Source organism: uncultured Pontibacter sp., from assembly GCF_947499215.1.
Taxonomy (GTDB): domain Bacteria; phylum Bacteroidota; class Bacteroidia; order Cytophagales; family Hymenobacteraceae; genus Pontibacter.
The window spans coordinates 960,749-980,907 of sequence record NZ_CANMNI010000001.1 but is presented as its reverse complement, the minus strand read 5'-3'; the positions used below and the strand labels follow the sequence as shown (position 1 = coordinate 980,907).

The following is a 20,159-nucleotide window of genomic DNA, read 5'->3' as shown; positions in this document are numbered from 1 at the left end:
TTACTTCTTTACTACCTCACTTAACTTCTCATACATCAAGGCTATTTTGATCAACACAGCATCCTGTTTTTTGAGTTCGTACAGGTTGTGTAAAGATTTAGGTGAATGGTAGCCCAAATTTACCTGTCCTTTTTCATCCTCCCAAACCAGCAGGCGCAACGGTAGGTCCAGCCCGGCACGTTGGTCAGCTTGCATGAGGTTAGTGCCCACCTGCGGGTTGCCAAAGATGAATACGTGAGTTGGTCGAAGCTCCAGCCCGTTTTTGGTAGCTGCTTTGGCATGATCTACTTCAGCCATTATGTTCACGCCGATGTCTTTCATAGAAGTGCGCAATTTGCTTAGCGTCTCTTCCATGTTGTATGAGCTGGGAGTAGTGTTGATCGTCTGAGAAGCGAGTTCTTGACTAACTGCTAGGTTAATGGTCAGTAACGAAGCTGTGATGAGTAAAAGTAGATGTTTCATGATAGAGGAGTCTAGTTTATAGAATGGAACGTGTCTGAATTTTCTGAGTTGCTGTTGACTATCCGTTGTTCTTTAAAATCGCATCCCCACTCGTATGTCCACAAAGTCAGCCACATGGCGATGCGCCTTCAGGTTGATGCCGTAGAACATGCGGCCTCCTGAGTGGTACTCCAAGCCCCAGCGCTGGTACACCGGGTCGCGGGCCTTATGAGGAGCATATACGTATATGCCCAATTGCTGACTGAACCTGATCCGGCCGATGCGCAACTCATGCCCTGCCAGCAGAGCACCCCGCTGAAAACTCTTATTCTCCTCTTCATCCTGCAGATATTCCCGCAGAGTAAAGTCCGCTATCCATTCGGCCCCACCGGTCAGGGCGCTTATCCGGCCTATGGGCTGACTCACATAAGCTGCTATACCTAGCAGGGGCAATTTGCGAGAAGGCTTATCGCGCCGGTCCTTGCCTGTTCCAAACACCGCCACCAGAAAGTCTCGCTCATGCTGGTCCAGCATTGCCTCAGTCAATTGCCGCTCCGGAAAATCAGCCGGTAACAAAGTATAGTTGAGCCCCAGTGTGGCCGAGGGGAAGTTGATGCCTTTGTTCGGTTGCCGTAAACCGCCATTGGAGATGTGCTTATACGTACCGCCCGCTCGCAGCATCCAGCGCTCACTCAAGCGGTAATTACCCAACAGGTTGACCTCAAGCGGAAAACTGATAGCGGTACTGTAGAAGAGATTGTCCGGATTGGTTTCGGGGTTGTAGATATTGTCCATGTAGGCCAGTCCGGCAGCAAAGCGAAACGACAAACTGAACCGTCGGTGCGCCGACAGAAAAGGCTCTACATAGAGCAGGAAGGTATAGGCACTGCCCAGCACCTCCGGATTGTCAAAATTGTAGTAGGCTAGTGCGGCACCCAAACGCGGATAACCTTGTATGTACTGCCAAGCCCGCTCGTTGGTAAAATGCAGACTTACATCGGCTTCTATTCCCCAAGGATTGGAATTGGCGATGTCTCGGATGTCTTGTGAATGGGGAATAATGAAGCCTGTGTGCCCGGTCAGACCGATGTTAATGGCTGCCCGAGACGTATCGCCTGATAAGGTAGGACTGGCTTGCAGAAGAAAGACAGGTAGCATTGACATGGCGAGAACCATCCATGATAGTATACCTGTAGGTATGCGTTTGCCATGCTTCATCCTCATTCACTTATTTCCATTAGCCTTGCTGCACCTGCAATTCTTCTATAGGCCAACCCGCCAGCTTGGCACCGGCAAGATAGGAGCTTTCCAGAAAGTCTAGCAGGGCTTGGCGTGGATTCTCTTCTTTACGGAGGTCTTCGTAGGGGAGCAGGGCCATCGGGCTACCGTTGGAATCTACCCAAGAGGCGGATTTAGGTTTGAGCGGCTCCTTGTCTATACCTTCCGGCGAAGGGAAGGTATAGGAGTAGAAGGCCGGATAACGCACCTGATCATCGCCGGGCCAAAAACCAAAGCTGATCACCTCATGCGAGTAAGCATTTCGCTCCACGAGGCTGGCCTCAGGCTTCACCGGTACTTTCTTGCCTGAGAAACGGGTTACGGTCAGGTCGATGTGGTGCCAATAAAGTTGTACCGGGCAGGTTTTGCCGTAGAAGCGTCCGCTGAACTCCTTCATGACCTCATCAACAGCGGTCAGCACCCGCCAATAGTTGTATACCTGCTCGGCGTTATACGTGGCATGGGTGTGGTCTTCCGCAAAGGGAATCTTGCTCTTGTTATCGTATGGTTTGGCGAGGATATCGACTTTTATACCCAGCACATCCAGCGGCTTCATAACAGAGGTATAAAACTCCGAAACACTCAGCCCGTCCTGCAGTTTTATCTGCTCTTGCGCACCAGTGCTGGTTTTGATGAGGAGCTGGTGGTCTATGAAATCAAAGTCAATTTCGAAAGTATAAAACTTGTAAGGGATGGGGCCCGTAGTGAGTCCGCGTGATGTCAGGTAAAGCGTGACGTGCCACCAGTGGTTGCGCGGAGGCATAAGCGTCAGGCGAACTTTTCCGATTATCTGCAGGTAGAGGTGCAGGGTGTCTTTAGTGGATTCCCAGTCTTCGAGTGGGAGGGGAGGTAACTCAAATTCGCTGGTATCGGGTATCGTGTTTGTCTGCATGGCCTGTTCTATTTTGCTTATGTTTTATACCAGCTACAGGCGGATTGGTTTTGAGAATCTGCCACTGAATGAGGGTAAGACATACCTGTTTCTTTGCCAACCGTGGTTTTTTTGAAACATTTGCGTAAGCTTTTATCAAAAGGCATGACAAATTCACTTACAAAAATTATATTAGCAGTTGGGCATTCTTGCTGCATTGCCCTTATACCTTCGTCTGCCGGGGAGCCCCTGTTTCCTGAATTGACAAGAGGCTTCTTTAACACCTGAAAACATGCTGATCAATAAGGTTTCTGACCAAATAAAGCGAAGTAAATACATCAGCCGCGACCTGAGCTGGCTGCGCTTCAATTACCGTGTACTCGACCAAGCCCGCGACACAAGCCGTAGTCTGTTCGACCGGCTCAAGTTCATGGCCATCACGGCTTCCAACCTCGACGAGTTCTTTATGATCCGGGTAGGCAGCTTGTACAACTACATCGACTACGGCAAGGAGCGCCTCGACTACTCGGGTTTGCGTGAAATGCCTTTTCGCAAAAAGTTGCTCGACTACGCCCACCGCTTTGTCAACGATCAGTATCTCACTTTCAACAACGAACTGGCAGAGCTGTTCGACAATAACGGCTTAGACATACTCAAAGTTGGTGACCTGACAGAGGTAGAGCAGAAGAAGGTGGACAGTTACTTCAAGAACACGATCTACCCGCTGCTCACGCCCATGGTGTTCGACAACTACCACGGCTTCCCGCTGCTCATGAACCAACTGCTTACCTTTGGCGTGGTTACCCGCACCACCGAAGAGCAGAAGGCACAGGATCGCGTGACCTTTGTGCAGATACCCCAGAATCTGGCCCGTTTCTACGAGATCAACCGAAAGGACAAGATCATTTTTGTGCCGATTGAAGAGATCATCCGCTGGAAGATCAAAAAGCTTTTCCGCAACGTGGAGATCGTGTCGGTGAACCTCTTCCGCATTACCCGTAACGGCGACTTCACACTGGAGGAGTCTGATGATATCGAGGCGGACTTTGTGCAAGAGATCAAGTCGAAGCTGAAGACGCGCAAGAAAGGTCGCGTAGTTAGACTGGAAATTGAACGAAATCCGTCGGCTTTCATGATGAAGATCCTGAAAGAGCGCTGGACCATCGATAATGCCAATGTCTTCACGATCACGAGCATGATCGACCTGCGTGGCTTGTGGCAGATCATCAACCACAGACAGTTTAAAGACAAAGGCTTTAAGCAGCCGGCACCTGTTATCCCGCTCAGCCTTCCGGCCGAATCGGTGGACATGTTCCGGTACCTGAAAGAGCATGACGTGCTGTTGCACCATCCTTACAACAACATGGAGCCCGTGGTGCAGCTGCTTGAGCGTGCCGCCGAGGACCCCTACGTTCTGGGCATTAAACAAACCATTTACCGACTGGCTGACCAATCCAGAGTAACAGCTGCCCTCTTGAAAGCGGCGGAAAACGGCAAGCACGTTTCGGTATTGTTCGAGGTGAAAGCCCGTTTTGATGAGGAGAAAAACCTGCGGGAAGGCGAAAGACTGGAAAAGGCAGGCTGCTTCGTCATCTACGGCATCAGCAAGTATAAGACGCACACCAAAATGCTCATGATCATCCGGAAGGAAGGGGAGAAGGTGACGCGCTACATTCACATTGGAAGTGGTAACTACAACGAACAGACCGCCCGTCTTTACACGGACGTGAGTTTGCTGACCACCAACGAGGTGTATGCCCACGACGTGTCAGAGTTTTTTAATGTCATAACCGGTCACTCGAGACCGAACGAATACAAGTATCTGCTCACATCACCCAAAGCCATGCGCTCGCAGCTGATCGAGCTGATTCGCCACGAAGCCCGCAATGCCAAAAAAGGGTTGAAGAGCGGCATCGTCATCAAGATCAACTCGCTGGAAGACAAAGAAGTGATCGACGAATTCTACAAGGCCTCCAAGGCGGGTGTACCGATCAAGCTCATCGTGCGCGGCATTTGCTGCCTGCGCCCGGGCCGCGAGGACTTGAGCGAGAACATCACTGTGAAGTCAATTGTGGGAGAATACCTTGAGCACAGCCGTATTTATTACTTCCACAACAACGGCGACTCCAAGGTATACGGCGGGAGTGCCGACATCATGGTGCGCAGCTTCGACCGTCGCGTAGAGGCCCTGTTCCTGATCGTGAATGAAGAGTTGAAGAAAGAAGCGATCAACATCCTGTATTATAACCTGCTCGACAACCAGAACTCCTACATCATGCGCGAAGACGGCACCTACGCCCGTAAGAAACCAGCCGCCAACGAAGAGATTGTGGATGTGCACAAGGTGTTTTATAAGATGGTGTTTGAGGAGGTGGAGAAGGAAGTGGAGCTGGTATAACTTACCTGCTAATCTGACTGATCACAAACCTTTCCTGATGATGTTGCTCATACAAGGCATGGATCATCCCATCCTTTAATCCCACAGCAGGTACCAGCATGCTCTCGAGCTTCGCCCACTTCATGGCGGACAGGTATATCTCTGCGGCGGGGAGGATGACGTCGGCACGGTCGGGGTTGAGAAGTAGCTCAGTGATGCGCTGCTCCATGGTCATGGCGCCCACGCGGCTCACGATCTCCTCGATCTGTTTGCGGAAAATAGCCTTGCCCGTCGCCTTGCCCGACATATCAAAGATCTTGTTGATGTTGCCACCTGTGCCGATCGCTCGTGTGAGGTGGTATTTCTTGGCGTTCTCCTCGATCCACACGCGCATGTTATTCCAAAGTTCCTGCGAATCCACACCGTGCATGTGGCGGATAGAGCCTTGCTCGAAGGACTGCGAAGCCATTTTCTCGCGGTTCACATAGATGTTGAACTCCGTGCTGCCGCCACCCACATCGATGTGCAGGTAGTTGCGGTCATCCAGAAAATTTACAATGACTTTGTTGATAAGGTCGGCCTCGGCCACACCGTCAATTACCTGTATACCCATGCCGATGGCTTGGTGCACACGGTCCAGAATCTCGGGTGCATTTTCGGAAGTACGCATGGCCGAGGTGGCACAAACCATAAAGTGGTCCACATCGTGCACGTCCAACAGAAGTTGGAAGGCGTGCATAAGCTTGATGAATTTCTGGATCTTACCTTCGCTGATAAAGCCGGTATTGAACACGTCCTCGCCGAAGCGGATGGCGTAGCGGATGTATTCCACCCGTTTGAAAATGACATTCCCGTTCTGGTTCAGCACATTGGAGATCTGGCATCTCACCGCATTCGAACCAATATCAATAGCAGCTAACTTCAAAAAATATTTGATTAAGAGCGTTCAACATGATTTGCTACCCAAATATAGGTATAAATGCTGTACGCAGAAAGCACTGTCGGTACTGAAATAAGCGCTAAATGGCCCTTTTTTTAATCCGCGGTTTGTATCCAGCCCAGTCGGCCATCTGGCTGGCGCACCAGATTGAAAGCTCCGTTAACAGCCAATACAGGTATAGCCAAGCCCATTGGCAGACTGTCCATCTGTCCGGCTTCCGGGTGGGCATCATCCAACAGCGGATGCTCTTGTTTCAGTTTCTTTACCGCGATGGGCTTGGCTATACCTTCTACCAGCGTGCTCATCACGTAGGCCTCAGACTGGTCGGGCAGTCGGACACGGTACCAACTGTCAGAGGCTCCGGTTACCTGCAGGGGTGTGTGCTGTTTCAGAGCGGTATGGACAGGGGCTTTAGTGGAGGGCTGTACCCGCACGTTGGCCATTTTAGAAGATACCCGTACCCAGTTGCCAATGTGTGTTGCGTCGACTTTCACGGTAGGTATAGGTGTGGCGGACTCGTGCACATAAGGGTAGGGGTTTGTGGCACCGCGGCCATACCTATAAATACCGAAATGAAGATGCGGGCCGGTGCCTTTGGCATTGCCCGTGTTGCCCACTAGCCCCAAGGTATCGCCCACGCTGACGCGCTGGCCTGTCGTTACCAGTTGCTGGTCTAAGTGCGCATAGTACAGGTTCTGGCCACGGTTCCTATCCGAAAGCCAGACCACCTTGCCACCACGTGGCGATTCACCTACCCGCGAAACCACCCCATCCACCGAAGCAATAACAGGCGTGCCCCGCGGAGCGAAAATGTCGATGCCTTCATGACGGCGTGCACCTGCATCGCGCGGGTCTCCCCAGATGCTGGCAATGTTTCGGCTCGTCTTGCCGGGTATGGGAAAGGCAAAGGTTGGTTGGGCCTGTATGGTAATGGTATAGCTGCCACCACGCAGCAGCTCTGGCTGTATGCGCAACAGGTGCGCCATGTCCTCTTCTACTACATAGCTGAAAGTTGTGGCAGTTGAATCAGCGTAGGAAACCTGTTTGGGCGTGCTAGTCGGGTCGGTGCTGGCTTCGAAAAGGTCCAAGAACACGCGCACCGTTTGGCGTGCCGTCATCTCCAGACTCACCACCAGCCTCTCACCGCGTTTCGCTTCTACCTTATACCCCAGCGCCCGTGGTTTGTCTGCCGGGAAATAACCGGTTTCCTTAAACGGAAGCGTGACAGGAGTAGGTGTTTGCAGAGCTGTCTGACCTGCCGCCAGCCAATCCTGCCCCACAGCGGTTTCGTCGAGTTTGGCACTCTTCAGGGAGGAGGTATAGGCCTCGTAAGGCGTTTCTTTTTTGAACACCCCGCGCAGGGTTTCCCGGCTTCCGCAACTAAACAGGAAGAGGGTAATCACTATAAAATATAAGAAAGGAGAATAGCTTGTCGGCCTTCTGTTCATATTTGTCTTCTTTTCCGGATTTCAGATGTGTATTCCTTTCTATACAAAGATGATACCTGAATTGATTCCTTTCAATTGATATAGAATGATTTACAAGCTGCGTTGTACCTTTCTGGCAAATCTGAACAGTGCAAAGTCCTGCACGTACAATTAGAATTGTACCAAGCAAACTGGAACGTGAGAAAGACAGTAAGAAAGAAAAGTATAAAAGAGAGATGGCGCGGCAGGAAGAAAAAGATGGGCAAACGCTTACTGCCTTTGTTCGCCCCACTTCTCCTTTCACCATCCGCTTCGATGGCCATCGGCAAGTATGTGTCGGTGGACAAGAAAGTCAAAGGCAACGTCACGGCCCTAAAGGTGATGCGCTTCGAGCAGGTGTCGTTCGATCTCTATACCCAGATGAACCTGAGTGCCTCCGACATGAGTTACGATGTGTTCAACAGGGCGCTGATGGGCTACTACGGCATGTATAATGAAGGACATCTTTCAGACAAAGGCGTCCTAACGGTAGTAGATTTCACGAAGCCCTCCAACGAAAAGCGACTTTGGGTAATTGACCTCAACAACCGACAAGTGCTGCACAACACGTATGTGGCGCATGGACGAAACTCTGGCGAAGTAATGGCACAGACCTTCTCCAATGAAAACAAGTCGTTTATGAGCAGCGTGGGCTTTTACGTGACAGATGAAGTTTACTTCGGCAAGCACGGCAAGTCACTCAGGCTCGATGGTATGGACCAAGCCTTTAATTCCAATGCCCGTGAGCGTGCCGTCGTGATGCACGGTGCCGAGTACGCGACCGAAGCTTTTATGAATCAATATGGCCGACTGGGCCGCAGTTTGGGTTGTCCGGCTGTTCCGCTGGGTGAGCACGAGAGCATAATCGACTCCGTGAAAGGCAAAACTGCTCTCTATATCCACTCAGGCGATGAGAGCTACACCTCTCATTACTTGGACCATGCCAATGCCGTGGCCGGCTATATGGCCAGCACGCAGCCTAATCCACTGCCTCCGGCTGAATTTTCCATTTAATGCCGCAGCCTATACTAGGTTTTTGGTCAAGGCTAACCTGATCGCCAGCCAACAAGGTATCGAGCGCCTGTCGCAGGTCATCGCCTGTTACGGGCGTTTCGTTTTTAGGGCGAGCATCGTCGAACTGCCCATGGTAGGCGAGGCGCATGTTGCGGTCGAACACAAAGAACTCCGGTGTGCATACCGCCTGATAGGTACGGGCCACCTGCTGCGTCTGGTCATATAGGTATGTGAAAGGAAGGCCTTTCTCCTTGGCCAGTTCGCGCATTTGCTGCGGACCGTCCTGTGGGTAGTTTACCGCATCGTTTGCGCTGATTCCCACAAAGCTCACGCCCTGTTGCTGGTACGTTTTGGCCACGTTCACCAGTTCATCCAGTATGTGCTGCACATAAGGGCAGTGGTTACACAGAAACATGATGACGGTGGCCTTAGTAGAAACGACGTCCTCTAAACAAACCAGTTTGTCAGAAACGGTGTCGAGCAGGGCAAAATTGGGTGCTACAGTGCCCAGTGGTAATGCTGTGGAAGCTAATGGCATAATGCTGTAGATTTGGGAGTTTGAATGTTTTCGGCTATACCCGAATGCTGAATCAATGTAAGATTTTTGAGGGAAATAAAAAATTAAAATCAATAGATACTTGGGTGTCTGTTGATTTGAGTTTTCAGTAGTTTATTCATTTCATGTCGTTGGGATCATGATTTTTTAGCCCCTTGAATCTCTGGTGATGGCAAAGTAGATAACATACAGCCAGTTGAGAATACCATGAAGTATAGCCCACAAAATAGACTGGTTACGCGACCAAGAGGTAACCACCGCGAGCGATACACCAAGCGCCGTGCCCATACTTACGCCATCTCTCACCACAGTTCTACTTATTTCCTAAGAAGCCATGTCTTGCGCCAATAGCGGAACGCTGATCGATAACAAGACGAGCAAAAGGAGGAGGGTGAGTTTATTTTTCATGCTGAGGGGCTTAGGTTATAACAGAAATTTATATAAGCCAATCAATATACACAGAAAAATAAATATACCTATCTCCCATACAACTCGATTTCCTGTCTTAACCTATGCGCTACTGTCTTAGTAAACAAATTCGGCTGCAGACGCCACTGCCAGTTGCCTTTGGCGGTGGAGGGCTTGTTCATGATCGCTTCTTTGCCCAAGCCCAGCACATCCTGCATTGGCAGCACCACGAGTTGCGAGACCGACATATAGGCCAGTCGCGCCATCACGGCACTTGCGTTTTCCTTTGAAAGGCGCTGGGCACTGTAGTCGCTCAAGCGCTTCTTGTCGTCGCGGCTGGCGTCGTGCTCATACCATGCCCGCACGGTGCTGTTGTCGTGCGTGCCCGTGTACACAATGGAGTTTTGCACGTGATGGTGCGGAGCGTAAATACTTTCTGGCAGGTCTTCTCCAAAGGCGAAAAGCAGCACCCGCATGCCCGGCAGGTCAAACTTGGCCATCAGGTCGCGCACGGGTTGGTCGATCTCGCCCAGGTCTTCGGCAATGATCGGCATGGCGGGAAATTTCTCTTTTACTACTGTGAGCAGTTTGGCTCCCGGCGTTTTAACCCATTTCCCATTTATGGCAGTGTCTTCCCCGGCGGGTACTTCCCAGTATGCCGAAAAAGCGCGGAAATGGTCGAGGCGCAGCAAACCGAATAGCTCCAGATTATGCGCAATGCGCTCTATCCACCAGTCAAAATTCTGTTCCTGCAATTTCTTCCAGTCAAACACCGGCGTACCCCACAGCTGCCCCGTTTCGCTGAAATAATCCGGGGGCACACCCGACAAAGCGGTGGGTTTGCCTTGGCGGTCGAGTTTGAAAATGTGCGGGTGTGCCCAGACATCGGCACTGTCGTGACTCACATAGAAGGGCATATCGCCAATAAAGGTGATCTCTTTGGAGGTGCAGTAAGTCTTGAGCGCTTCCCACTGACGGTAGAACAGAAACTGAAAAAAGGCCTCCCGCTCGATTTCTCCAGCTAGTTCAGCGGAAAGCGCCTCCATGGCATGGTCCTGTCGGGTTTGCAGCTTCACAGGCCACTCGGTCCATGGTTTGTGGTCAAAGTAATGCTTGAAAGCCACGAAGTTCGTAAAGTCAGTTAACCACTCCTTGTGTGCTTCCTGAAAACGGATGAACTCGCCTTTCAACTTGCCGGCCTTGCCATCTTTAAAGTTATCGTAAGCCTGTCGCAACAATTTTACTTTATATTCCGCCACCCTCGGATAGTTTACTTTGGCCTTGTCAAAACCGCCGCCAGCCCGGATGTCTTTTTTGTCTAACAGTCCGTCTTCCACCAACCGCTCGGGACTGATGAGCAAGGGGTTTCCCGCAAAGGCCGAGTGGCTACTGTAGGGTGAATTGCCCGAGCCAATCTCAGTCGGGTTGAGCGGCAGGATCTGCCAGTAGCGCTGTCCCGCCTCGGCCAACAGGTCGGCAAACTTGTAGGCTTCCGAACCCAGATCACCTATGCCGTAGGCCGATGGGAGTGAGGTGATGTGGAGCAAAATACCGCTACTTCGCTTGGGTATGATCATGGGTTTGTGGAGGTTAAAAGTGCTACAGGGAAAGACGCAAAAAGCTCACCTAAAGGTATAGCCTGCGACGCTTGTATCTGGGTGTTGCCAAAAAGCTGTTGCCATTGCTGTGGCGCCCCGGCTGGTAGTTCCAGCACCGTGTCGCCCCATACCGGCTCGCCCAGTGGCAGCTCCTTTTCTGAGATGATATCTGTCAGCAAGCGCGGCACCACTACAATACACCAGTCGTTTCCGTGGTGACGGGCAAAGGCCATGGCATGTTCGCTGTGCTTGCCTTTTAGATGCAAAGGTATATAATCCCCATGGTCAAAGAGCGCTTTCAGATCATTGCGCAAATGGAGCACTTTATGCAACAGGTATAGCTTCACACGGGCATCTTCTGGCGAGGACAGCATTTCCTGCAACAGCTTGTCGCTACTTTCACCGGCTTTCATCTCTTTCAAAAATTTCTGCCGCTTTTCGTAGTCCACGGGGCGGCGGTTATCGGGGTCCACCAGACTGAAGTCCCAGAGTTCGCAGCCTTGGTACACATCGGGTACGCCCGGACAGGTGGTCTTGAGCAAGGTCTGGCAGAGCGAATACAGCCAGCCAAAGTGCGCCGTTTTCTGGAAGAAAGGCCGGAAGGAAGCCATGAACTCTTTATCTTCCTGTAGAAGTTGCTTCACCAGATTTTTCACAGCCGTTTCATAGGCCTCGTTTGGTTCGGACCAGTTCGTGTTGACTTTGGCCTCCCGGAAAGCCTTCACCAGATATTCCTGCACCCGCTCCACCAACGTATCGTCCACTTTGCCGTCAATCGGCATCACGCCAAGCAAGGTTTGCAGCGTAAAATACAGGTCGTTCGGGGTCGGTCCGTCGTTCTTGATGTGCTTTTGTGCCAACTGCATCCACTCTGTCGCGGCTTTTTCCCACTCCTCGGGTATCTCGCTGAGTACCTGCAGGCGCATGCGGGAGCCTTCGCCGCGCTTGGTGTCGTGGGTGGCCGTGGCGTTGATGGAATGCGGATAGGTTTGCAGCCGATACTGCATCAGTTCATGGAAATCGTGTCGCGCAATGTGAAACACATCGGGACTGTTGCCCACCTCATTGAGCGCCAGCAAGCGGTTGTAGTTGTAGAAAGTTGTGTCTTCCACTCCCTTAGCAGCCAACGGACCCGTGAACTGTTGACTGCGCATCACAAAGTACAATTTGTGGCGTCTTTGCTCTTCTGAATCCTGTTCGCCTGACTCAAATAATGTGCGCAGATGCTCGAGTTCGGCTTGGGCTTCGGGGGCTTTTTCGTGCGCTAATTTAAAGGCTTCTTCCACCACTTCCATGGCAGCGGGAGCCAGTGGGAAGGTATGGCCGTAGATACGGTATACCGGGAACGAAGCGAGTAAAGTAGCCAAGGCATGGTGCCAGTTTTTGTCGTCCAGAGAAGACGGCAATAAGTCCGAATCGCGGAGCAGGCGCAACAGGTTTTGCAGCTCGCCCTGCATGTGATGTTCCAGTATCAGAAGCTTTTTCTCATTGACCAGATTTTCGTAGTCGAGCGGGGCGTCGGGTACCAGTCGACGGTATAGCTCGGTGAGTTTGCGCTCGCCCTCGGCGTTGGTATACAGGTTGCTCACCCAAGCCAGAAAATCGTAGCCGCTGTTGCCCTCAATTGGCCAGTAGTCGGGCATGTTCTCTTCGCCTTCCAGAATCTTTTCTACTACCAAGTATACCTCTTCGCCGGCCAATGCACGCAGTCTTTCCAGATAAGTGTCGGGGTCGAAAAGTCCGTCGACGTGGTCCACCCGCAGGCCCTGTACGAGCTGTCGCATGCAGAGCTCTCTGATGAACTGATGGTAGTGGTCGAACACTTCCTGTCGCTCCATGGCGGTGCAGATCAGGTCGTTGACGGTGAAGAAGCGGCGGTAGTTGATTTTTTGTTCTGTTTCCTGCCAGTGCGTGAGCACATAATACTGTTGCTCCAACAGCTGGCGCATAGCCGTTTCGTCCTCGTTTATACCTTGCAGTGCATCGGCTATACCTTGTTCCAGTTCCGACTTTTCCTGAACGGCGCCATAGAGCGTTCGCTTGCCCTGCAGCCATGCATCAAGTTCCAGCGTATCGTGCGCCATCAGTGGCTCCAGTGCCTGCATTTGCTGGGCGAGGGCAGCTTTGGCCTCTTCTGCGCTCAGCTTATTACCGGCTTGCTGCAACAGAAAGGTATAGCTGTCGATACTGATCGGGTATACGTTGTCAAAGTAGTGCAAGCGGAAGCCATTCTCGTCAAACGTCACCTTGAGTTGCTTCTGTTTTACGACGTTCTCCAGCGGCTCCCCCAGAAAAGGCACCATCAGTTGTCCCTTGAAATCGGGATGGTTGAAGTTGACGTCGAAGAAGGAATAGAAGCTGGATTTCTGGCCTTTCTCCAGTACATCCATCAGCCAAGCATTGTTCGGATGGTAGGCCATGTGGTTGGGCACGATGTCCTGCAGCCACCCCATGTTGTGCGCTTTCAGTTCTTCCGCTATTTCCTGCAGCTCTTCCATGGTGCCCACATCAGGGTTGATTTGGTGCGGGTCGGTTACGTCGTAGCCATGCTCACTGCCGGGTCGGGCCGTGAAAAAAGGAGCCGCGTAAATCGTGCTGATGCCCAGTTCCCGCAAGTAGGGGAGTATGCGTTTAAGGTCCCTGAGTTTGAATTTCGGGGAAAGTTGCAGTCTGTAAGTAGACGACGGAATATAGACCATAAGGTGTTTACTTCTTTAAGTTGAGGTTTTCATATAGTGCTTCAAACTTGGAACACCAGTCGGCGGATTTGCCTTCTTTCTCGCCTTTTTTGTGGCAACGCTCCTCGTAAGTAGTTTGCCGCATACGGAAGATGATGTTTTGGGCCTGCCAGTACTCAGGTTCTAGTTTTGAACCGTTTATAACGGTGAGCAACTCCGTCAGGTACTCCATGTGCGCCGTGTCATCCGGGTTGTCCTCCAAGTGGTTCATGGCTTCCTCCACGTGGATGGTGGCGGCATAATCCACCGCTTCTTTGTCCAGTTTCACGCCCATGCGCTCTACTTCTTTTAGAAGACTGAGCACGGCGTCTACATCCACTCGCTCTGCCATCAGGGCTTCGAGAAGGCGCGAACTCACGATGTAGTCTATTGTGATCTGCAGCGGCCGCGGCAACTGCATGCCCACGTTTTTGATGGCGGCCATAAGCGGGTAGTTGTTGTCGTATACCTGTTGGAAATCATGCTCCAAAGACCGCATGGTTTGTTCGAGCACCTGATCGAGGATTTTCTTCTGATCGTCACGGAACAGGTGCCAGAAAGAATAGCTGTGCGACTCGAAGTGCTTGTCCAAGAGCATGATCACTTCCGTGATGTTGCCTTTGTCGAAAGCGCTCGTGAGTTCGTGGTGCAACGTGGCGAAGGCATCGGGGCTTACGAACTTGCGCACGCCCCCAAACAGCTGGTGGTCCCCGATGTGCAGCACGCCAAAGGAAATGTCCACTTCTTCCCACGTCACGCTGGACCGGATAAAGGCCTTGCCGATGGCGAGCTTCTGTCGCCCGGCTTCTACTTGTTCATAGTACTCCGAGGTAGCCTTGTAGCTGTAGAGCGGCAGTTCATCGGGCGAATCTGTGAAGATAGAAGACACGGCATAGTGCCCGCCTACACGCAACAGATCGAGCTGTGTTGGCTGCACAATTTTATAGTAGGCCTTGGAGGCGTCGCCATATTCCTTATTGTTGCTTTTGGCTTTTTTGAGAAACTCGACAAAGGGTGTTTCATAGTCGTTGCCGCTTAGGTCTTTGGCTAGCTGTAAAGCGCGGGTGGCGTACAGAATGTCCTGCATGGTTTCGATGCCTGTCACCTCGTCGAAAAACCAGCCGCAACTGGTGTACATGAGCATGGCATGGTACTGCATTTCGAGCAATTTCAGAAATTTGGTCTGTTCGCCTTTGCTCAGCTCGCGGTCGGTGTGGGTGTGGATGAAATCCCGCACAAAGTCTTCCGACCGGTCCATGATCACCTGAATGTAATTGTTGCGCGTCTGCCACGGATCGGCGCCGAGTTTGCGCATTTCTTCTTCGAAGAGCGGTTCCAGCTCATCGCGTATCCAGTCAAAACCTTCGCGGATGGGAGCCCGCCATGCCTGATTCCAATCGTCGTGGCCACCGGTATGGCAGCCGCAGTCGCTGCGCCAGCGCTCCACGCCATGCATACAGCTCCACGAGGTGTTCTCGATGATCTCGGCTTCATACTTGGGCGGGTATAGCTCCAGATATTCCCCGTAAATCGTGATCTTGGCCAGCTGTTCCTGTTCGATGTGGTGCAGGGCATAGGAGAGGGCCATCTCGCCGAAGCGGTGGTGGTGGCCATAGGTTTCTCCGTCGGTGGCGATGTGCATGAGCTGCGGATCCTTGGTGTGCTCGTCAAAGGTGGTTGTGAGCCGATGCGCGAATTTCTCGCCGCTCTCCAGCAAACCTTCAAACGCTATGGCCTGCGATACGGGCGCGTCATAAAAGAACAGTGCGATAGTCCGACCCGACGGCAAAGTGCAGCGGTAGGGACGGCGCGGATCAATCTTGGCACCCGTCGCATTGTGCCACTCCTTTTCGTCGATTTTGCGGTAGCGCTTGGCTTGGTAGGGCGAGAGGATGGTAAACTTAATACCGTGCTCGGCCAGTACCTCCAGCGTGGCCGTGTTGGCCGCGGTTTCGCCGAGCCACATCCCTTCAGGGTCTCGGCCGAACCGTTTCCGGAAATCATAAATTCCCCAAAGTACCTGCGTGTGCTGGTCGCGCTCGTTGGCCAGCGGCATGATCATGTGGTTGTATACCTGCCCAATAGCGGCACCGTGCCCTGAGAAACGCTTCTGGCTTTCTTTGTCGGCATCGAGTATGGACTGGTAAATGTCGGGCGCTTTCTTCTCCATCCACTCCAGCAAAGTCGGGCCGAAGTTGAAGCTCATGCGGGCGTAGTTGTTCATGATGTCCACGATCTGTCCCCGCCCGTTTTGTATGCGGGAGGCAGAATTGCGGGCGTAGCACTCGGCCGTGATGCGCTCATTCCAGTCGTGGTAGGGGTGCGCCGACTCCTGCAGCTCTACCTCGTTGAGCCAAGGGTTCTCGCGGGGCGGCTGGTAAAAGTGTCCGTGAATGCAGATATAGTTGTTCATAGAATAATGTTGCTTTGGAATAAGGTGAGTGAAGCGGCTGGAAGCGTGATCTCCTGCCCGGCATTGATTTCCTGAGGCAGGTCCGAGCCTGCACCGCCGTACCTGTTCTCAGTGGAACTCAGCACCAGCTTCCACGCCGACCCTACCTCTTTTACAATCGATGCTTTTTGTGGTTGATTACTTATGTTAAATAAAGCATAGATGTAAGGACTCTCACCCGAGTGGATCAGGTGCAGTACATGGGTATGGCTGTCAGCGGAAACATGCAGGCGGGTCTTGTCGGGCCGTGCCAAGGCGGGGGCGGACTTGCGGAGTTTAATGAGCGCCTTGTAGAATTCGCGCAGCTGGCGGTGTGGTTCGCTATGCTCATAAGTCCGCTGCAGTTTTGATTGGCGGAAGGTCTCTTCGGATTGCGGGTCAGGTGCTTCGCCCTGCCACGAAAAAGCCGAGAATTCTTCTTTGCGGCCTTTGCGCACGGCTTCCACCAATTCTTTATCGGAGTGGCTCACAAAGTAGAGGAAAGGATTTGCTTCGCCATACTCTTCGCCCATGAACAGCATGGGTGTGAAAGGGGAGAGCAAGACCAGTCCTGCCGCCACTTTAAGCATGTCGTATGAAATCAGTTTGCTGAGTCGCTCGCCGAGCATGCGGTTGCCCACTTGGTCGTGGTTCTGGGAGCACACCACAAACTGGCGGGCGGGGTTGGCGGTGGCGTCGCTGCCGAAGGTGCGTTTGCGGTGCTCGGAGTAGAGACCGTCGTACACAAAGCCATGCTCCAGCACTTTCTGCAATTGCTCCAGCTTCCCGAAATCGCTGTAGTAACCGGATGTTTCTCCGGTGAGCAAAGCGTGCACCGCATGGTGAAAATCATCACTCCATTGCGCTGCCAGTCCGTAGCCTCCTTTCTCCATCGGGTTGATCAGCCGCACATCGTTCAGATCGCTTTCAGCGATGAGCAAATAGGTATGGCCGAGCTGTTTTTCGAGATGGTGCACCTGTTCCTGCAGGTCCTGCAAAAAGTGCTTGGCACCTGTGTCCAGAATGGCGTGCACGGCGTCGAGGCGCAGGGCGTCGATGTGGTAATCGCGGAACCACATCAGGGCATTCTGTATGAAAAAATTGCGCACGTGGTCGCTGTGGGCGTCATCAAAATTGAGCGCTTTGCCCCAAGGCGTGTTATACTTGTCGGTAAAGTAAGGACCGAAATCATTCAGGTAGTTTCCCTCTGGACCAAGGTGATTGTACACCACATCCAGCACCACGGCTATACCTGCGGCATGGCAGGCGTTTACCAGTTCTTTCAATCCATCAGGACCGCCGTAGCTTTCCTGCACCGCCGAAGGGTATACGCCATCGTAGCCCCAATTGCGGCTGCCCGGAAATTGCGCCACCGGCATGAGTTCAATGGCTGTTATACCTAAGTCCGCGAGTTCGGGCAGCTTGTCGATGATGCCTTGGAAAGTGCCCTCTTCTGAAAAAGTGCCCACATGCAATTCGTATATAATGAGTTGCTCCAGTGGCAGCGGCTTCCAGTTTTTATCGGTCCAGTTGAAGTCGGTATGGCCCACCACGGCAGAGGCTTCGTGCACGCCGTCGGACTGGTGCTGCGAGGCCGGGTCTGGGCGTTCCATGTCATCGTCGAGGCGGTAGGTATAGCGTGTGCCGGGGCCCGTTTCTTCGCTCAGGGCGGTCCAATAACCGAAGGCTTCGCGCTGCAGCGGTATTATCTTATCGTTATCTTTCAGCACCACATCAACCTGCGCAGCCGCGGGGGCCCACACCGTAAATAAGGTTCCTTTGTCTGGGGTATAATGTGCTCCAATCTCTCGTGTTATGCTCATTTCTTATTCGTTTACGCCTGATTTTTAACTCGCTTCTACGACATTAGGTTGTTCTTTTTTAGCCAATTCAATCTTTTCTGATTGCAAAGCCGTGCTATAACCCAATTAACACAGGCTGCAGGTATGGTTACGCCTAACCGTTCGAAACCTATTGGCAACGCATGCAGTACCTATTAGCTACTTTAATCAAATCAGGAAAAAGCCAATACATGGAAGCACTGGAAGGAACCAAAAGGGTCATCATCGAAAACGTGAAGCCGCAGGTAAACTGTGGGCAGTATCCAATAAAAAGGGTAGTGGGAGAGGAAGTAACCGTGACCGCAGATGTGTTTGGAGATGGCCATGATGAGGTAAAAGCCGTGTTGCTCTACCGCCACGCCAAAAAGAAAAAATGGAACGAAGTGCCCATGCAATTTCTGGGCAACGACCGCTGGGAAGTGACCTTCGCGCCCGACAGCATGGGTACTTTTGAGTATACCCTGCAGGGATGGGTCGATCATTTTTATACATGGCAGAAAGGTCTCAAAAAGAAGTTCGAAGCGAATCAGGATATCACGGTGGAGTTGCAGATCGGGGCTCAGCTACTCGAAGAGTCCGCCATGACTGCCAAGCCCGGACAACAGAAGCGCCTGCGCAAATGGGCCGAACAGCTCAACAGTCCCGGCTCCGTAGCCGACGCCGTGGCTCTGGCCACCGGCGAGGATGTGTCGGAGCTGATGCACGCCTGTTGCGACCGCCAGAACGTAACCACCTATCATAAAATACTAACCGTGGAAGTGGAGCGCCAGAAAGCGCTTTTCAGCACATGGTATGAGTTCTTCCCGAGGTCGGCGGCACAGGCAGACGGGCGTCACGGTACCTTCCAAGACTGTGAGCTACTCTTGCCGCGCATTGCCGAAATGGGCTTCGACACGATCTACCTGCCTCCTATTCATCCGATTGGTTTTGCTTTCCGGAAAGGTAAAAATAACTCGGTCACATCACAGCCTGGAGAGCCGGGTTCGCCTTGGGCCATCGGGGCCGAAACAGGAGGTCACAAGGCCATCCTGCCGGAGCTGGGCAGCGAAGAGGACTTCCGCAACTTTGTGCACGCCGCCCGCGAGCATGGCATCGAGGTCGCACTGGATTTTGCCATACAATGTTCGCCCGACCACCCCTATGTAAAGGAGCACCCGCAATGGTTTAAGTGGCGACCGGACGGCACGGTGCAGTATGCCGAAAATCCACCGAAAAAATACCAAGACGTGCTGCCCGTGAACTTCGAAACCGAAGACTGGCAGAACCTCTGGCGCGAACTCAAGAGTATCGTCATCCACTGGATCGAGCAAGGGGTGTACGTATTCCGTGTCGACAACCCGCATACCAAACCTTTCAGCTTCTGGGAGTGGCTCATACGCGAGGTTCGCCAGCAATATCCGCAGGTAATCTTCTTGGCAGAGGCCTTCACGAGACCGCGTGTGATGGAACGGCTTGGCAAGATCGGTTTCACGCAATCCTATACCTACTTCACATGGCGCAACACTGCCGCTGAGATAAAAGAGTACATGCGCGAACTCACACAGACTGAGATGCGCGATTTCTACCGTCCGAACTTCTGGCCGAACACCCCTGACATCCTGCCGCACGAACTGCAGACAGGCGGCGAACCAGCGCACATTACCCGTGTGGTGATGGCCGCGACGCTTTCTTCGAACTATGGCATGTATGGCCCCGTGTATGAGTTCGGCATCAACACACCGGTGCAGGGCAAAGAGGAATATTGGGACTCTGAGAAGTACGAAGTCATGCACTGGGACTGGGGCAAACTGACGAAAATCCGGGAGGTCATCACCAAGATCAATAAGATCCGGCAGGTCAACCCCGCTCTGCAAACCACTTGGAACATCGCCTTCGGCGACACGGACAACCCGCAATTGCTGTGCTACGCCAAGTGGGACGACAAGCGGAAAAACAAAATGCTCATGGTCATCAACCTAGACCCGCACAACACGCAGGCCGGTTGGGTGCAGGTGCCGCTCCATGCCCTGAAAATGCCCGATAACCAGCAATACATGGTGCATGATCTGATGACTGAGCACAAATACACTTGGAACAGCGAGTGGAATTACGTGGAATTGCGTCCGCACGAAATGCCGGTGCACGTATTCCGCATCGAAACAGCTACCCCGGGGATGGGCCATGAAAATCTTGATGATACTTGGCTTCCAGAAGACCACGGCAAACACGAATAAAACAGAAA

General features: G+C 52.4%; 13 protein-coding genes. 3 read left to right on the top strand and 10 right to left on the bottom strand.

Annotated elements, in window-relative coordinates; all coding sequences use genetic code 11:
• The 3 genes from Q1A04_RS04225 to Q1A04_RS04215 all read right to left on the bottom strand — a co-directional run bounded on the left by Q1A04_RS04225 (position 1) and on the right by Q1A04_RS04215 (position 2,611).
• A complete protein-coding gene (locus Q1A04_RS04225) occupies positions 1–462 on the bottom strand; it encodes a DUF302 domain-containing protein (protein ID WP_299701657.1) in 462 nt (153 codons plus the stop codon).
• Between the two features lie 72 nt (positions 463–534).
• Entirely contained in the window at positions 535–1,665 is a 1,131-nt protein-coding gene (locus Q1A04_RS04220) for an acyloxyacyl hydrolase (protein WP_299701655.1), read from the bottom strand.
• Positions 1,666–1,678: 13 nt separating this feature from the next.
• A complete protein-coding gene (locus tag Q1A04_RS04215; protein WP_299701652.1) occupies positions 1,679–2,611 on the bottom strand; it encodes a DUF5996 family protein in 933 nt (310 codons plus the stop codon).
• 271 nt (positions 2,612–2,882) lie between these two features.
• On the opposite strand from Q1A04_RS04215, the gene ppk1 reads away from it, so the two are divergent.
• Positions 2,883–4,988 (top strand): polyphosphate kinase 1, encoded by a 2,106-nt coding sequence (gene ppk1 / locus Q1A04_RS04210; RefSeq protein ID WP_299701649.1) that lies wholly within the window; start codon positions 2,883–2,885, stop codon positions 4,986–4,988.
• A 1-nt stretch (position 4,989) separates the two neighbouring features.
• Here ppk1 and Q1A04_RS04205 read toward each other — a convergent pair whose 3' ends face one another.
• Both Q1A04_RS04205 and Q1A04_RS04200 read right to left on the bottom strand, forming a co-directional pair.
• Positions 4,990–5,892, bottom strand: coding sequence for a phosphatase (locus tag Q1A04_RS04205; RefSeq protein ID WP_299701646.1), 903 nt, complete (start codon positions 5,890–5,892; stop codon positions 4,990–4,992).
• Between the two features lie 110 nt (positions 5,893–6,002).
• Positions 6,003–7,355 (bottom strand): peptidoglycan DD-metalloendopeptidase family protein, encoded by a 1,353-nt coding sequence (locus Q1A04_RS04200; protein WP_299701643.1) that lies wholly within the window; start codon positions 7,353–7,355, stop codon positions 6,003–6,005.
• A gap of 177 nt (positions 7,356–7,532) precedes the next feature.
• Here Q1A04_RS04200 and Q1A04_RS04195 point away from each other — a divergent pair, with 177 nt between their 5' ends.
• Positions 7,533–8,387 (top strand): murein L,D-transpeptidase catalytic domain family protein, encoded by an 855-nt coding sequence (locus Q1A04_RS04195; RefSeq protein WP_299701640.1) that lies wholly within the window; start codon positions 7,533–7,535, stop codon positions 8,385–8,387.
• On the opposite strand, the gene Q1A04_RS04190 is transcribed toward Q1A04_RS04195, so the two are convergent.
• From Q1A04_RS04190 to treZ, 5 genes are all read right to left on the bottom strand, one after another.
• Positions 8,353–8,925 carry a thioredoxin family protein gene (locus Q1A04_RS04190; protein ID WP_299701637.1) on the bottom strand — a complete coding sequence of 191 codons (573 nt, stop codon included), beginning with the start codon at positions 8,923–8,925 and terminating at the stop codon, positions 8,353–8,355. The genes Q1A04_RS04195 and Q1A04_RS04190 overlap by 35 nt on opposite strands.
• 494 nt (positions 8,926–9,419) lie before the next feature.
• Complete coding sequence (malQ, locus tag Q1A04_RS04185; protein ID WP_299701634.1) at positions 9,420–10,928, bottom strand: 4-alpha-glucanotransferase; 1,509 nt, start codon at positions 10,926–10,928, stop codon at positions 9,420–9,422.
• Positions 10,925–13,648, bottom strand: a complete 2,724-nt coding sequence (treY, locus tag Q1A04_RS04180; protein WP_299701631.1) for a malto-oligosyltrehalose synthase — start codon at positions 13,646–13,648, stop codon at positions 10,925–10,927. Before treY ends, malQ begins: the two co-directional genes overlap by 4 nt.
• Before the next feature lie 7 nt (positions 13,649–13,655).
• On the bottom strand, positions 13,656–16,079 hold the full coding sequence (locus tag Q1A04_RS04175; RefSeq protein WP_299701628.1) for a DUF3536 domain-containing protein: 2,424 nt from the start codon (positions 16,077–16,079) through the stop codon (positions 13,656–13,658).
• A complete protein-coding gene (treZ, locus tag Q1A04_RS04170) occupies positions 16,076–17,920 on the bottom strand; it encodes a malto-oligosyltrehalose trehalohydrolase (RefSeq protein ID WP_299701625.1) in 1,845 nt (614 codons plus the stop codon). Before treZ ends, Q1A04_RS04175 begins: the two co-directional genes overlap by 4 nt.
• Before the next feature lie 209 nt (positions 17,921–18,129).
• On the opposite strand from treZ, the gene Q1A04_RS04165 reads away from it, so the two are divergent.
• Positions 18,130–20,151, top strand: coding sequence for an alpha-1,4-glucan--maltose-1-phosphate maltosyltransferase (locus Q1A04_RS04165; protein WP_299701622.1), 2,022 nt, complete (start codon positions 18,130–18,132; stop codon positions 20,149–20,151).
• The last annotated feature ends 8 nt before the right edge of the window (positions 20,152–20,159 follow it).